Source organism: Bacillus sp. SN32 (assembly GCF_002837495.1).
Classification (GTDB): domain Bacteria; phylum Bacillota; class Bacilli; order Bacillales; family Bacillaceae; genus Bacillus; species Bacillus subtilis.
In genome coordinates this window covers 370161-385034 of sequence record NZ_PJCT01000003.1, presented here as the reverse complement: position 1 = coordinate 385034, position 14874 = coordinate 370161, and the positions used below count along the sequence as shown (strand labels likewise).

The 14874-nt window shown below is 45.0% G+C and carries 13 protein-coding genes; 12 read left to right on the top strand and 1 reads right to left on the bottom strand.

The window, feature by feature from the left end:
- Positions 1-48 precede the first annotated feature (48 nt).
- The 9 genes from bioW to CW370_RS15445 all read left to right on the top strand — a co-directional run bounded on the left by bioW (position 49) and on the right by CW370_RS15445 (position 9704).
- Complete coding sequence (bioW, locus tag CW370_RS15485) at positions 49-825, top strand: 6-carboxyhexanoate--CoA ligase (protein ID WP_029946336.1); 777 nt, start codon at positions 49-51, stop codon at positions 823-825.
- Positions 815-2161, top strand: a complete 1347-nt coding sequence (bioA, locus tag CW370_RS15480; RefSeq protein WP_024572244.1) for an adenosylmethionine--8-amino-7-oxononanoate transaminase — start codon at positions 815-817, stop codon at positions 2159-2161. The genes bioW and bioA overlap by 11 nt, the downstream gene beginning before the upstream one ends.
- Positions 2151-3320 (top strand): 8-amino-7-oxononanoate synthase, encoded by a 1170-nt coding sequence (bioF, locus tag CW370_RS15475; RefSeq protein ID WP_024572243.1) that lies wholly within the window; start codon positions 2151-2153, stop codon positions 3318-3320. The genes bioA and bioF overlap by 11 nt, the downstream gene beginning before the upstream one ends.
- On the top strand, positions 3317-4012 hold the full coding sequence (bioD, locus tag CW370_RS15470) for a dethiobiotin synthase (RefSeq protein WP_024572242.1): 696 nt from the start codon (positions 3317-3319) through the stop codon (positions 4010-4012). The genes bioF and bioD overlap by 4 nt, the downstream gene beginning before the upstream one ends.
- 2 nt (positions 4013-4014) lie before the next feature.
- Entirely contained in the window at positions 4015-5022 is a 1008-nt protein-coding gene (gene bioB, locus CW370_RS15465; RefSeq protein ID WP_024572241.1) for a biotin synthase BioB, read from the top strand.
- A 68-nt stretch (positions 5023-5090) separates the two neighbouring features.
- Positions 5091-6278 (top strand): biotin biosynthesis cytochrome P450, encoded by a 1188-nt coding sequence (gene bioI / locus CW370_RS15460; protein ID WP_029946337.1) that lies wholly within the window; start codon positions 5091-5093, stop codon positions 6276-6278.
- Between the two features lie 76 nt (positions 6279-6354).
- Positions 6355-7116, top strand: coding sequence for an NAD-dependent epimerase/dehydratase family protein (locus CW370_RS15455; protein ID WP_024573268.1), 762 nt, complete (start codon positions 6355-6357; stop codon positions 7114-7116).
- Positions 7117-7322: 206 nt separating this feature from the next.
- Positions 7323-8183, top strand: a complete 861-nt coding sequence (locus tag CW370_RS15450) for a carbohydrate ABC transporter permease (RefSeq protein ID WP_015251420.1) — start codon at positions 7323-7325, stop codon at positions 8181-8183.
- Between the two features lie 24 nt (positions 8184-8207).
- Complete coding sequence (locus tag CW370_RS15445) at positions 8208-9704, top strand: extracellular solute-binding protein (RefSeq protein ID WP_024573266.1); 1497 nt, start codon at positions 8208-8210, stop codon at positions 9702-9704.
- A 40-nt stretch (positions 9705-9744) separates the two neighbouring features.
- On the opposite strand, the gene CW370_RS15440 is transcribed toward CW370_RS15445, so the two are convergent.
- Positions 9745-12063, bottom strand: coding sequence for a helix-turn-helix domain-containing protein (locus tag CW370_RS15440; protein WP_101169792.1), 2319 nt, complete (start codon positions 12061-12063; stop codon positions 9745-9747).
- Positions 12064-12278: 215 nt separating this feature from the next.
- Here CW370_RS15440 and rmgP point away from each other — a divergent pair, with 215 nt between their 5' ends.
- From rmgP to rmgS, 3 genes are read left to right on the top strand one after another with little or no spacing between them, the layout of a single operon-like run.
- Positions 12279-13244, top strand: a complete 966-nt coding sequence (rmgP, locus tag CW370_RS15435) for a polygalacturonan/rhamnogalacturonan ABC transporter permease (protein WP_029946384.1) — start codon at positions 12279-12281, stop codon at positions 13242-13244.
- Between the two features lie 7 nt (positions 13245-13251).
- Positions 13252-14373, top strand: a complete 1122-nt coding sequence (gene rmgQ, locus CW370_RS15430) for an unsaturated rhamnogalacturonyl hydrolase (RefSeq protein WP_154217999.1) — start codon at positions 13252-13254, stop codon at positions 14371-14373.
- The gene (rmgS, locus tag CW370_RS15425) at positions 14370-14873 is read left to right on the top strand and encodes a rhamnogalaturonan transport/degradation protein RmgS (protein ID WP_080262669.1); all 504 of its coding nucleotides are present in this window, start codon (positions 14370-14372) and stop codon (positions 14871-14873) included. Before rmgQ ends, rmgS begins: the two co-directional genes overlap by 4 nt.
- Position 14874: the final 1 nt, after the last annotated feature.

The window sequence follows — 14874 nt, the reverse complement described above, 5'->3', positions numbered from 1 at the left end:
TGAGAAGCGCTACACGTTCTTCAGTTATCAGTGAAAGGGCGAGAAATGATGCAAGAAGAAACTTTTTATAGTGTCAGAATGAGGGCTTCAATGAATGGATCTCATGAAGACGGCGGAAAGCATATATCCGGCGGAGAACGGCTTATTCCTTTCCATGAGATGAAGCATACAGTCAATGCTTTATTAGAAAAAGGGTTATCCCATTCAAGAGGAAAACCTGATTTTATGCAAATTCAATTTGAAGAGGTACATGAATCGATAAAAACCATTCAGCCATTGCCTGTGTATACGAATGAAGTGAGCTGCCCGGAAGAAGGACAAAAGCTTGCCCGATTGTTATTGGAAAAAGAAGGCGTTTCACGAGACGTGATTGAAAAAGCGTATGAACAAATCCCAGAATGGTCAGATGTCAGGGGTGCGGTGTTGTTTGATATTCATACAGGCAAGCGAATGGATCAAACAAAAGAAAAAGGGGTGCGGGTCTCCAGAATGGATTGGCCGGACGCTAATTTTGAAAAATGGGCGCTTCACAGTCACGTGCCAGCTCATTCAAGAATAAAAGAGGCCCTTGCGCTCGCTTCAAAGGTAAGCCGGCACCCGGCAGCCATTGCAGAATTATGCTGGTCGGACGATCCGGATTACATAACAGGCTATGTTGCGGGTAAGAAAATGGGCTATCAGCGTATTACAGCAATGAAAGAATACGGGACTGAAGAGGGCTGCCGAGTCTTTTTTATTGATGGATCCAATGATGTAAACACGTACATACATGATCTGGAGAAGCAGCCTATTTTAATAGAGTGGGAGGAAGACCATGACTCATGATTTGATAGAAAAAAGTAAAAAGCACCTCTGGCTGCCATTTACCCAAATGAAAGATTATGATGAAAACCCCTTAATCATCGAAAGCGGGACTGGAATCAAAGTCCAAGACATAAATGGCAAGGAATACTATGACGGTTTTTCATCAGTTTGGCTTAATGTCCACGGACACCGCAAAAAAGAACTAGATAACGCCATAAAAAAACAGCTCGGAAAAATTGCGCACTCCACGTTATTGGGCATGACCAACGTTCCAGCAACCCAGCTTGCCGAGACATTAATCGACATCAGCCCAAAAAAGCTCACGCGGGTCTTTTATTCAGACAGCGGTGCAGAAGCGATGGAAATAGCCCTAAAAATGGCGTTTCAGTATTGGAAGAACATCGGGAAGCCCGAGAAACAAAAATTTATCGCTATGAAAAACGGGTATCACGGTGATACGATTGGCGCCGTCAGTGTCGGTTCAATTGAGCTTTTTCACCACGTATACGGCCCGTTGATGTTCGAGAGTTACAAGGCACCGATTCCTTATGTGTATCGCTCTGAAAGCGGTGATCCTGATGAGTGCCGTGATCAGTGCCTCCGAGAGCTTGAACAGCTGCTTGAGGAACATCATGAGGAAATTGCCGCGCTTTCCATTGAATCAATGGTACAAGGCGCGTCCGGTATGATCGTGATGCCGGAAGGATATTTGGCAGGCGTGCGCGAGCTATGTACAACATACGATGTCTTAATGATCGTTGATGAAGTCGCTACAGGCTTTGGCCGTACAGGAAAAATGTTTGCGTGCGAGCACGAGAATGTCCAGCCTGATCTGATGGCTGCCGGTAAAGGCATTACAGGAGGCTATTTGCCAATTGCCGTTACGTTTGCCACTGAAGACATCTATAAGGCATTCTATGATGATTATGAAAACCTAAAAACCTTTTTCCATGGCCATTCCTATACAGGCAATCAGCTTGGCTGTGCGGTTGCGCTTGAAAATCTGGCATTATTTGAATCTGAAAACATTGTGGAACAAGTAGCGGAAAAAAGTAAAAAGCTCCATTTTCTTCTTCAAGATCTGCACGCTCTTCCTCATGTTGGGGATATTCGGCAGCTTGGCTTTATGTGCGGTGCAGAGCTTGTCCGGTCAAAGGAAACCAAAGAACCTTACCCGACTGATCGGCGGATTGGATACAAAGTTTCCTTAAAAATGAGAGAGTTAGGAATGCTGACAAGGCCGCTTGGGGATGTGATTGCATTTCTGCCTCCTCTTGCCAGCACAGCTGAAGAGCTCGGGGAAATGGTTGCCATTATGAAACAAGCGATCCATGAGGTTACGAGCCTTGAAGATTGATTCCTGGTTAAACGAGCGGTTAGACAGAATGAAAGAAGCCGGCGTACATCGTAACCTGCGGTCAATGGATGGAGCGCCGGTTCCAGAGAGGAATATTGATGGCGAAAATCAAACGGTCTGGTCCTCAAACAATTATTTAGGGCTCGCAAGTGATAGACGTTTGATCGATGCAGCCCAAACAGCATTGCAGCAATTTGGGACAGGAAGCAGCGGTTCACGTTTAACGACAGGCAATTCGGTCTGGCATGAAAAGCTAGAAAAGAAGATTGCCAGCTTTAAACGGACAGAAGCGGCCCTGCTGTTTTCGAGCGGTTACTTGGCCAATGTCGGTGTCCTTTCATCCTTACCAGAAAAGGAAGATGTCATTTTAAGTGACGAGCTCAATCATGCAAGTATTATCGACGGCTGCCGACTTTCTAAGGCTGATACAGTTGTTTATCGGCATATTGATATGAATGATCTTGAAAACAAGCTGAATGAAACACAGCGTTATCAGCGCCGTTTTATTGTAACAGACGGGGTATTCAGCATGGATGGCACAATCGCCCCTCTTGATCAGATCATCTCACTTGCGAAACGCTATCATGCCTTCGTGGTCGTTGATGATGCCCACGCAACAGGAGTTTTGGGTGATTCGGGTAGAGGAACGAGTGAATACTTTGGTATTTATCCTGACATTGTGATCGGCACCTTAAGTAAAGCTGTTGGTACGGAAGGAGGTTTTGCGGCAGGATCAGCGGTCTTCATCGACTTTTTGCTGAATCATGCCAGAACATTTATCTTTCAAACCGCTATTCCGCCAGCCAGCTGTGCGGCTGCTTATGAGGCTTTCAACATCATTGAAGCCAGCAGGGAAAAACGACAGCTTTTATTTTCTTATATCAGCATGATCAGAACCAGTTTGAAGAATATGGGTTATGTGGTGAAAGGAGATCACACACCGATTATTCCTGTAGTCATTGGCGATGCCCATAAAACGGTCATATTTGCTGAAAAACTGCAGGGCAAGGGAATTTATGCTCCTGCCATTCGGCCGCCGACCGTTGCGCCGGGTGAAAGCCGTATTCGAATTACAATCACGTCTGACCACAGTATGGGTGATATTGATGATTTGCTGAAAACATTTCATTCAATCGGAAAGGAGCTGCATATCATTTGAGGGGTTTTTTTGTGACGGGAACTGATACAGAAGTGGGGAAAACGGTTATATCCAGCGGTCTTGCTGCCTTATTGAAAGAACATAATAGAGATGTCGGTGTGTATAAACCATTTTTAAGCGGGATATCGCGTCATCATCCAGATAGTGATACAAGTTTGCTGAAAGACATGTCGCAGACCAGTCTTTCTCATGAAGACATTACGCCTTTTGCCTTCAAAGCGCCGCTTGCACCATACGTTGCAGGGAAACTTGAGGGAAAGACTGTCACCATGGAAGAGGTTTTAAGCCATTGGGGACGGATTAGAGAAAAACATGAATGCTTCATCGTAGAAGGTGCGGGCGGTATTTCTGTGCCATTGGGAGAGGACTATTTGGTCAGTCATGTCATAAAAGCGTTGCAGCTTCCCATGATTATTGTGGCACGTCCTCACCTTGGAACCATTAATCATACCTTTTTAACTGTCAAATATGCAGAAAGCATGGGGCTTCCAATTGCCGGAATTATCATCAATGGAATCAGTGACTCTCCTGATGAAGATGAAAAAACCAATCCTGAGATGATTGAGCGCTTATGCGGTGTTCCGATTTTAGGGGTTACGCCAAAGCTTGCCAACGTTACGAAAGAAACGGTTCTACATATGGTAAAAGACCATATCAATCTATCATTACTGATGAATCAAGTGGGGGTATGAGAATGAATCAATGGATGGAACTCGCAGACCGGGTGCTGGCTGGAGCAGAAGTGACTGACGAAGAGGCGCTTTCAATATTACATTGTCCTGATGAAGATATTTTGCTATTAATGCATGGAGCTTTTCATATCAGAAAACACTTTTATGGAAAAAAAGTAAAGCTCAATATGATTATGAATGCGAAATCCGGGCTCTGCCCGGAAAACTGCGGCTATTGTTCACAGTCTGCGATTTCGAAAGCGCCGATTGAGTCTTACCGGATGGTGAATAAGGAAACGCTGCTTGAAGGCGCGAAGCGGGCGCACGATCTGAATATCGGCACATATTGTATCGTGGCAAGCGGCAGAGGGCCGTCTAACAGAGAAGTGGATCAGGTCGTAGATGCGGTTCAGGAAATTAAAGAGACGTATGGACTGAAGATTTGTGCATGTCTTGGACTGTTGAAGCCAGAGCAGGCGAAGCGGCTCAAAGATGCCGGAGTAGACCGCTATAATCATAATTTGAATACGTCACAGAGAAACCATTCAAACATCACGACCTCACATACATACGATGACAGAGTCAGTACGGTTGAAATCGCAAAAGAATCGGGGCTGTCTCCGTGTTCAGGCGCCATTATCGGGATGAAGGAGACGAAACAGGATGTCATTGACATCGCCAAAAGCTTGAAGGCTCTTGACGCGGATTCCATTCCTGTGAATTTTTTGCATGCAATTGATGGCACGCCGTTAGAAGGCGTCAACGAATTAAACCCGCTGTATTGTTTAAAAGTGCTGGCGCTGTTCCGTTTTATCAATCCATCAAAAGAAATTCGCATTTCCGGGGGAAGAGAGGTCAATCTCCGCTCGTTGCAGCCATTAGGGCTTTACGCCGCAAACTCCATTTTTGTCGGAGACTACTTAACAACTGCCGGGCAAGAGGAGACGGAGGATCATAAAATGCTGAGTGATTTAGGCTTTGAAGTTGAATCAGTCGAAGAAATGAAGGCCAGTTTAAGTGCGAAAAGCTGAAAGAATCAATAAAAGCAATCGGTATGATGTCGATTGCTTTTATTTTTGAATAGAAAGGAGAAAATCACGTGACAATTGCATCGTCAACTGCATCTTCTGAGTTTTTGAAAAACCCATATTCTTTTTACGACACATTGCGTGCTGTTCATCCTATCTATAAAGGAAGTTTCTTAAAATACCCGGGCTGGTATGTCACAGGATATGAAGAAACCGCTGCTATTTTGAAAGATGCGAGATTCAAAGTCCGCACCCCGCTGCCTGAGAGCTCAACCAAATATCAGGACCTTTCACATGTGCAAAATCAAATGATGCTGTTTCAGAACCAGCCTGATCATAGACGATTGCGGACGCTTGCCAGCGGAGCGTTTACGCCGAGAGCGACAGAGAGTTATCAGCCGTATATCATTGAAACTGTCCATCATTTGCTTGATCAAGTGCAAGGTGAAAAAAAGATGGAGGTTATTTCGGACTTTGCTTTTCCTTTAGCAAGCTTTGTCATAGCTAACATTATAGGTGTACCCGAGGAAGATAGGGAGCAATTAAAGGAGTGGGCTGCGAGTCTCATTCAAACGATTGATTTTACCCGGTCAAGAAAGGCATTAACAGAGGGCAATCATATGGCTGTACAGGCTATGGCATATTTCAAAGAGCTGATTCAAGAGCGAAAACGGCACCCTCAACAGGATATGATCAGCATGCTCTTGAAGGGGGAAGAAAAGGATAAGCTGACGGAAGAGGAGGCGGCATCTACGTGCATATTGCTGGCGATCGCCGGACATGAGACAACGGTCAATCTCATCAGCAATTCAGTCCTTTGTCTGCTTGAGCATCCAGAACAGCTTTTGAAACTGAGAGAAAATCCAGATCTTATTGGTACCGCAGTCGAGGAATGTTTACGCTATGAAAGCCCCACGCAAATGACAGCCAGAGTTGCGTCAGAGGATATTGACATCAGCGGGGTGACGATCCGTCAAGGAGAACAAGTCTATCTTTTGTTAGGGGCGGCTAATCGAGATCCAAGCATATTCACGAACCCCGATGTCTTCGATATTACGAGAAGTCCTAATCCGCACCTTTCATTCGGGCATGGCCATCATGTTTGCTTAGGGTCCTCGCTGGCACGATTAGAAGCGCAAATTGCGATTAACACCCTTCTGCAGCGAATGCCCAGCCTTAAGCTCGCGGATTTTGAATGGCGATATCGGCCGCTTTTTGGATTTCGGGCGCTTGAGGAGCTGCCGGTGACTTTTGAATAAGCCTAAGAATAAGAGTGCCAAAAAAGTGTCAGCCCCGCCGAAAATGGGCAATCTATAAAAAAGGGGAGTGAACATAGTGAAAAAAGTGCTGATCGCCGGCGGAAATGGTGTGATTGGGAGACTGCTTGCTGAAGGGCTTATTTCAGACTATGAAGTGACAGTGCTTGATAAAGATCATTTCGATGGCAAAGCCTCTTCCATTCAGGCTGACGCGGCAAATTATGAGGAGCTGTTGAAGAAGATTCCAAAAGATACGGATGCCATCTTGAATTTACTCGCTGTTAAAATTAAATACGATATTATGGACATCGCTGAGTTTGAAAAAATGACGGATATTTTCTATAGGGCAAGCTATTATTTGTGCCGTGCGGCAGCGGAGCTCGGCATTCAAAAGCTCGTGTTCGCCAGCAGCAATCATGTCACAGATGTCTACGAAAAAGACGGGCGCTCGCTCTTAGGACGGGAAATCACAACAAGCGATTATCCGCTGTCAAAAAACTTGTACGGTGTATTAAAGCTGACCTCTGAACAGATCGGCCATTTGTTTTATTTGGAAAATAAGCTATCAGTAATCAACCTGCGAATCGGAACAGTCGTCACAGATGAAATGGATACGCTGCATGAAAAAGAACGGACGAAAAAGACACTGCTTTCTCACCCCGATCTGCTGTCGATTTTCAAAGCCGCTATTGAGACCAATATCCGGTACGGCACTTATTACGCCGTCTCTGATAATCCGGGCCGGCCATGGTCCATTGAATCTGCCGTGAATGAACTTGGGTTTTCGCCACAAACCAATACGGCTGAACTTCTGAACGAGGAGGAGAACGGAGCATAATCATTTTCTAAGATTATGCTCTTTTTCTTTTGTTATCGGTCTCAATTCGCGGCAGCCCCCGCCCGGCCGGGGACACTGTTCAAATGATTATAGACATGGCAATCACAGATTTGCTACATTTTAGACACGATATCGTCACATGCTGAGCTCGGTTTTCAAAAATATGATAACGCTTACAAAGAGAGGTGGAAGCTATCGCACATTCACTGAAAAACCGTCTGTTTGATATGTTGATTTATGGTTTCTTGCTGATGTTCGCTTTAATATGCGTACTTCCGTTCATTCATGTCATCGCAGCATCCTTCGCCACAGTAGAAGAAGTCGTGTCGAAAACATTTATTTTAATACCGACCACTTTTTCGCTAGATGCTTATCGCTACATTTTTTCAACAGATATTATTTATAAGAGTTTGCTTGTTTCTGTGTTTGTGACAGTGATAGGCACTGCGGTCAGCATGTTTCTTTCGTCACTGATGGCTTACGGGTTATCCCGCCGTGATTTAATCGGCCGGCAGCCGCTCATGTTTCTCGTCGTATTTACGATGCTGTTTAGCGGCGGCATGATTCCGACTTTCCTTGTGGTCAAATCGCTTGGATTGCTCGATTCTTACTGGGCGCTTATTTTGCCGACTGCCATTAATGCCTTTAACCTGATCATTCTGAAAAACTTCTTTCAAAATATCCCGTCAAGCTTGGAAGAGTCCGCGAAAATTGACGGGTGCAATGACCTGGGCATATTCTTTAAAATTGTGCTGCCGCTGTCTCTTCCTGCGATCGCAACGATTTCACTATTTTATGCGGTCACGTATTGGAACACGTATATGACAGCGATCTTGTACTTAAATGATTCAGCAAAATGGCCGATTCAGGTGCTTCTGCGCCAAATCGTCATTGTATCAAGCGGTATGCAGGGGGATATGTCTGAAATGGGGTCGGGCAGCCCGCCGCCTGAGCAAACCATTAAAATGGCGGTCATAGTGGTGGCGACCATCCCGGTTCTGCTTGTCTATCCGTTTATACAAAAGCATTTTGCAAAAGGAGCTTTGCTGGGATCTGTCAAAGGATAAAGAAATATGAAACGGAGGGGTACGATGGGAAACAAATGGAGGGTGCTTTTGATTGTGCTTGTACTGGCACTCGGCGGAGTGCTGGCGGGCTGTAAAGGGGCTGATCAGTCTTCGGCTGAAGGCAAAGCTGGCCCGGATTCAAAGGTAAAGCTGTCTTGGATGGCGATTTTGTATCACCAGCAGCCGCCGAAAGACAGGGCGATTAAAGAAATTGAAAAGCTGACAAATACAGAACTCGACATCACCTGGGTTCCAGACGCGGTGAAAGAAGACAGGCTGAATGCAGCGCTTGCAGCGGGCAATCTTCCGCAAATCGTGACCATCCAGGATATTAAAAATTCGTCAGTCATGAATGCCTTCCGGTCAGGAATGTTTTGGGAAATCGGCGATTATATCAAGGATTATCCCAACTTAAACAAAATGAACAAACTCATTAATAAAAATGTGACAATTGACGGCAAGCTCTACGGGATATACAGAGAGCGCCCGCTTTCCAGACAGGGGATCGTCATTCGGAAGGACTGGCTGGACAATTTAAATTTGAAAACCCCGAAAACGTTGGATGAGCTTTATGAAGTGGCCAAAGCATTTACGGAGGACGACCCGGATAAGGATGGGAAAGATGATACGATCGGGCTGACAGACCGTAATGACTTGATTTACGGCGCGTTTAAAACGATTGGCTCGTATGAAGGCATGCCGACAGATTGGAAAGAATCGGGCGGCAAATTCACGCCTGATTTCATGACACAGGAATACAAAGACACGATGAACTATATGAAAAAGCTGCGTGATAACGGGTATATGAATAAGGATTTTCCCGTCACAAGCAAAACCCAGCAGCAGGAGCTGTTTTCTCAAGGAAAAGCCGGAATTTATATTGGCAATATGGTAGATGCGGTCAATCTGCGCGACCATGCCTCTGATAAATCGATGAAGCTCGAGATCATCAACCGCATAAAAGGCCCAGATGGGAAAGAGCGGGTATGGGCATCAGGAGGCCATAACGGCGTGTTTGCTTTCCCGAAAACGAGTGTGAAAACGGAAGCTGAGCTTAAACGGATCTTGGCGTTTTTTGACCGAATTGCCGAAGAAGATGTCTATAGCCTTATGACTTATGGCATTGACGGCGTTCATTACAACAAAGGTGAGGACAAAACGTTTACACGCAAAGAAAGCCAGGTAAAAGACTGGCAGACTGATATTCAGCCGCTGTCCGCTTTAATTGCCATTGATAAAGCCTACTTAAAAAACACTGGAGATCCGCTTCGGACGGCGTACGAGGAGCTGACCGAGGACAATGAAAAGATTATCGTCTCAAACCCGGCTGAAAGCCTGTATTCCGCATCGGAGTCGGAACGGGGTGATGAACTGAAGAAAATCATTGATGACGCGACCTACAAATATATGATTGGAGACATCACAGAAAGCCAGTTCGATAAAGAAGTGGAAAAATGGGAGTCAAGCGGAGGAAAACAAATTATTCAGGAATACGAAGAAGCGTTTAAACAAGCAAAATAACATTGGAAAAACCCAAAACGCGCAAGCGGTTTTGGGTTTTTTACATGCTTCTTTTTTGCTGGCGGTAGTTTCCCGGTGTAATCCCTTCCAGCTTTTTAAATGATCTGATGAAATTTTGCGAGTTTTTATATTTCAGCTTTTCGGCAATGTCCTTGACCGCCATGTCGGTTTCGGCAAGCCAGCTTTTCGCCATATGGTGTCGGTAGCTTGAGACATACTCGCTGAATGAAATACCCATTTCTTTTTTGAAAATGCTGCTTAAATAATTTGGGTTGTAATGCAGCCTGCGCGCGATTTCGTCCAGTGTCAATTCGGATTCAAACTCATGATGGATGATATGAATGATGTTGTCGGAAATATTTTTGTACTGGGCATCCGCGCGGGCGTTCACTTTGTCTGTCATCGGATCAATAAACTCATTCTTTAGCCAGTTTTCGGTATCCTCGAACGTTTTCAGCTCAAAAATTTGGTCATACAGCATTTTGTTTTCTTCAAGCTCAAACAATTCGATCCCGAGCACATGCATCAGCTCAATCACATGGTTCAAAAAACGGGCGATGGCGATTTGAAATTGATACGGGTTGGTGTTCTGGGTGAAAATGGCTTGCAAAATCGCGTGCAGGCATTTATCCGCTTTCTCCTTGTCTCCTGCTTTGACGGCATCGAACAGCTCATGCTGAAGCTGCTTTGGAAAATGGGTTTTGAAGGTTTTTTTCTGGTCAAGGTCTTCGTAAAAGATGATCGACTTGTTTTCCGCTTTAAGCCGGTATTTCAACGCTTCTGAGCCTTCCGCATAGGCTGTTTTCGCTTTTGTCAGCACATCAAACGGCTGGCTGATGCCGATGCTGACAGACAGCTGCAGCTCAGCTTCCGCTTTTTCCTGAATCATCTTTGCAGTCTCATTCAGCTCAGCCATGAATTCTTCCTTTGTCCCGCTTTGATTGATCAAAATCGTCGCCTGCTGTTTGTCAACTACGGCGGGGGCAAGATGTTTGTCCGTCGGGATGTTGCGCTCAATCAGGCTGTTGACGGCAAACAAAAGCAAATCCATATCTTTTTTCTCATAAGGCGTATGATTCAGTGTGTCAATTTGGAGCACAAGCAAGGCAAGGTGCCGCCAATTTTGCTTTAAGCCGAGGCTTTCAAAACGGTTATCAACCTCCTCATCCGTCAGTTTTCCAAGCATAAGCCTGACCATAAAATATTGCTGCAGATGAGTGGCCTGCTGCTTCATCGTTTCTTCAAGGTCGTCATTTCTGTCCTTCAGCTGCTTAAAGCTCTGTTCAATTAACTCAAATTCATTTTGAGGAGGCTGTTGTTTCTCTTGTATGGCTCCATGTCTTGCGAATGATTCGTAAAGCACCCTGATCGGCTTGTAAAAATGGCGGGAGCCCAGCCAAGAGAACAATAATGAAAGCGTTAACAAAATAAGGCATACTGCAAAAGTGATCCAGCCGATTGATTTGGCTTCTTTTTTTAGCTCAGGCAGGGAAACGAGAGAAAAATAAGTCCATGTATTATAGTCAGATTTTTGATAGGTGACTTTATAATGAATCCGGTCAATAACTGTTTCAAACTGTCCGCTATTGGCGGTTTGCGCCAGCACTTTTTGGACAAAGCCGTCGTTATGAAGAGTTTCACCAACGTCAGACATATTGTTATGAAGGATGATGCGGCCTTTTTCATCGATGATAAACAGGTTGTTGGCGTTTGAATAGCCGGGCATATTTTTGACAAGCGAGCAGCTCGGGATGCTTGCGGCGGCCAATCCCTTTGTATTTGTGCTGTTCAAAGGAAGCTGCTTAATTAAATTGATATTGTAGCGGCAGTTTTCTGATGTGCCTTCTTTGGTTGAAATCAAATGATTGTTTTCCTCAAGCGTCCAATAGGAACGGCTCGCTTTGTGTTTCGTGTATGCTGAGGCTGCTTCATGAAGAGTATCTGTATTCAAACGGTACAAACCAGAATTGTTCATGTACCATTTTTTCGTATAACTGACTAACGTCATGTTGGACAGATCGGTATCAAAGCTTTGCAGATAATTGAGCTCTTGGTTCACTTGGTTATAGATTTGAAATTGGTCTGAGTGCAAAGGCTCGGACAATGTGCGAAGGAGAGGCGGCGAACTCACATAGTGGGTTAAAGAGTGATCGACGGTTTTCAATATATGCTCGATGCTTTGCTGGGTCTGCTGGAGTGTGTCGAATTTTTCCTCTGAAACGTTGGATATAGCCGTTTTCTGAGAGTGCTCGTACGAAAACAATCCGACCAAAATAACCGGAATGGTGCTGAGCAGGCAGAAAAACGTGATCAGTTTGTAGTAAAACTTGTATTGGCTTCTTTTCATAAAACCCCCCATTTCATAACATCCACTTCACCTTAATACAATTAATCCAAAGATTGATAGATATTGTCAATAATCATTTTCTAATATCGGTGTCTTTTTTTCAGGTGGACCGGCTGAACCCTTGATTATAAAGGGATAAAACAGGATGTGATCATATGATTGTAGACGGACTTTTGCCTGCTGCGCTACAGTGAATGCAAGAACCCGTGAAAGGAGGCTGGGAAAAAATGAAAACAGCAGAAGCGCAAGCGCCGGCTGTTGATACAGTCATTTTTAAAAAAGAAAAAAGAAAGCGCTTACTAATCAAGCTGATTCAACAAAAATATTTGTACTTGATGATTTTGCCGGGGTGTATTTATTTTTTGCTTTTTAAGTATGTCCCGATGTGGGGAATTGTGATTGCGTTTCAGGATTATCAGCCGTTCCTCGGCATTTTGGGCAGTGAGTGGGTGGGGCTGAAGCATTTTATCAGGCTGTTTACTGAGCCTACATTTTTTCTCTTGTTAAAAAACACGCTCGTGTTATTTGCTTTGAACCTGGCCATATTTTTCCCGGTGCCGATACTGCTGGCGCTTCTATTGAACGAAGTGCGGATTGCTCTCTTTAAAAAATTTGTTCAGACGCTGATTTATATCCCGCATTTTATGTCTTGGGTCATTGTTGTATCGCTTTCGTTTGTGCTTTTAACGGTAGACGGAGGCTTGATTAATGAACTGATTGTGTTTTTTGGCGGTGAAAAAATCAATTTTCTGCTGAACGAAGAATGGTTCCGGCCCCTGTATATTCTGCAGGTTATCTGGAGGGAAGCAGGCTGGTCGACGATCATTTATCTGGCGGCCATTACAGCGGTTGACCCCCAGCTGTATGAAGCGGCGAAAATGGACGGAGCGGGACGGCTGCGGCAAATGTGGCATATTACGCTGCCCGCCATTAAAAGCGTTATCGTCGTTTTGCTGATTTTGAAAATCGGAGACACGCTGGAGCTTGGCTTCGAGCATGTGTATTTGCTGTTAAATGCGACTAACAGGGAAGTGGCGGAAATTTTTGATACGTATGTTTATACTGCAGGGCTGAAACAGGGCCAATTCAGCTACAGTACAGCAGTCGGCGTATTTAAAGCGGCGGTCGGGCTGATTTTGGTCATGCTTGCGAATCGTTTGGCGAAGAAATTTGGCGAGGAAGGAATTTATTAAGAAAGGGATGGGTTCAATGGATCAATCAATCGCTGTAAAATCGCCTCTTACGTACGCGGAGGCATTGGCAAAAACCATTATGAACACGTACACAGTCGAGGAGCTGCCTCCTGCAAACCGCTGGCACTACCATCAGGGTGTATTCTTATGCGGTGTATTGCGGCTGTGGGAAGCAACGGGGGAAAAGCGGTATTTTGAGTATGCGAAGGCTTATGCAGATCTCTTAATCGATGATTATGGCAATCTATTATTTAGAAGAGATGAACTGGACGCCATTCAAGCGGGTCTCATTCTTTTTCCATTATACGAGCAGACGAAGGATGAACGGTATGTCAAAGCGGCAAAAAGGTTGCGCGGCTTATATGGAACACTGAACCGGACGTCTGAGGGCGGTTTTTGGCACAAAGACGGTTATCCTTACCAAATGTGGCTTGACGGCTTATACATGGGGGGGCCGTTCGCACTGAAATATGCCAATCTGAAGCAGGAGCCGGAGCTGTTTGATCAGGTCGTGCTGCAGGAGTCATTGATGAGAAAGCATACGAAGGATGCAAAAACCGGACTTTTTTATCACGCCTGGGATGAAGCGGAAAAAATGCCTTGGGCCCATGAAGAGACAGGCTGTTCACCGGAATTTTGGGCACGTTCCATAGGCTGGTACGTCATGTCTCTTGCTGACATGATTGAAGAGCTGCCGAAGAAGCATCCAAACCGTCATGTGTGGAAAAACACGCTGCAGGACATGATGGAAAGCATCTGCCGCTATCAAGACAAGGAGACGGGGTTATGGTATCAGATCGTTGATAAGGGAGACAGGTCCGATAACTGGCTGGAAAGCTCAGGATCCTGCCTGTACATGTACGCACTTGCGAAGGGAATCAATAAAGGCTATTTAGACAGAGCTTACGAAACAACACTGCTAAAAGCGTATCAAGGCTTGATTCAGCATAAAACCGAAACATCAGAAGACGGCGCGTTTCTCGTCAAAGACATATGTGTCGGAACGTCAGCCGGTTTCTATGACTATTATGTCAGCCGCGAAAGAAGCACAAACGACCTGCACGGAGCCGGCGCGTTTATTTTAGCTATGACAGAGCTGGAGCCTCTTTTTAGGTCAGCGGGGAAATGACAAAAAAGATACGTACGGCTTTGTGTGTGATTGTCTCAGTCCTCTTTTTGGCATCATGCTCAAGCAGGCCGGACGGAATGCATGTCATTCTCTTTTCTGATATGCAGGCTGGCGTACAGGAAAAAATAAAAAAGGCCGCCGAGCAGAATGCCGGGAAGGTCGATATCTTTCCAGCTTTTCAGGAAAAACTGCTGACTGAAATTACCGCCCATGAGGGAGATGTTTTCATCGTGCCTGAAGACATGTTTCAAGCTTACGATGATCCGGAAAATTTTCAGCCGTTAAACGGATTGCCTCCTGAAAAAACATCTCCTTATACAACTGTTAATAATAAAACAGGAGAAAAAACGATCTATGCCGTTCAGATCGAAAAAGGGAAAAAACAGCTGAACGGCTATTCTTTTCAATTGAATCGCGATATGGCGGCGTTTATCCCTGTGTATGCTGAAAAAACAGAGGAAGCGCTGCAGCTGATTTCTCAACTAACTGAAGCCCGATAGA

Excerpts from the sequence above, each read along its gene's own strand:
- bioW (WP_029946336.1), top strand. The coding sequence starts at position 49 with ATGCAAGAAGAAACTTTTTATAGTGTCAGAATGAGGGCTTCAATGAAT.
- bioA (WP_024572244.1), top strand. The coding sequence starts at position 815 with ATGACTCATGATTTGATAGAAAAAAGTAAAAAGCACCTCTGGCTGCCA.
- bioB (WP_024572241.1), top strand. The coding sequence starts at position 4,015 with ATGAATCAATGGATGGAACTCGCAGACCGGGTGCTGGCTGGAGCAGAA.
- CW370_RS15445 (WP_024573266.1), top strand. The coding sequence starts at position 8,208 with ATGGGAAACAAATGGAGGGTGCTTTTGATTGTGCTTGTACTGGCACTC.
- CW370_RS15440 (WP_101169792.1), bottom strand. The coding sequence starts at position 12,063 with ATGGGGGGTTTTATGAAAAGAAGCCAATACAAGTTTTACTACAAACTG.
- rmgP (WP_029946384.1), top strand. The coding sequence starts at position 12,279 with ATGAAAACAGCAGAAGCGCAAGCGCCGGCTGTTGATACAGTCATTTTT.
- rmgQ (WP_154217999.1), top strand. The coding sequence starts at position 13,252 with ATGGGTTCAATGGATCAATCAATCGCTGTAAAATCGCCTCTTACGTAC.
- rmgS (WP_080262669.1), top strand. The coding sequence starts at position 14,370 with ATGACAAAAAAGATACGTACGGCTTTGTGTGTGATTGTCTCAGTCCTC.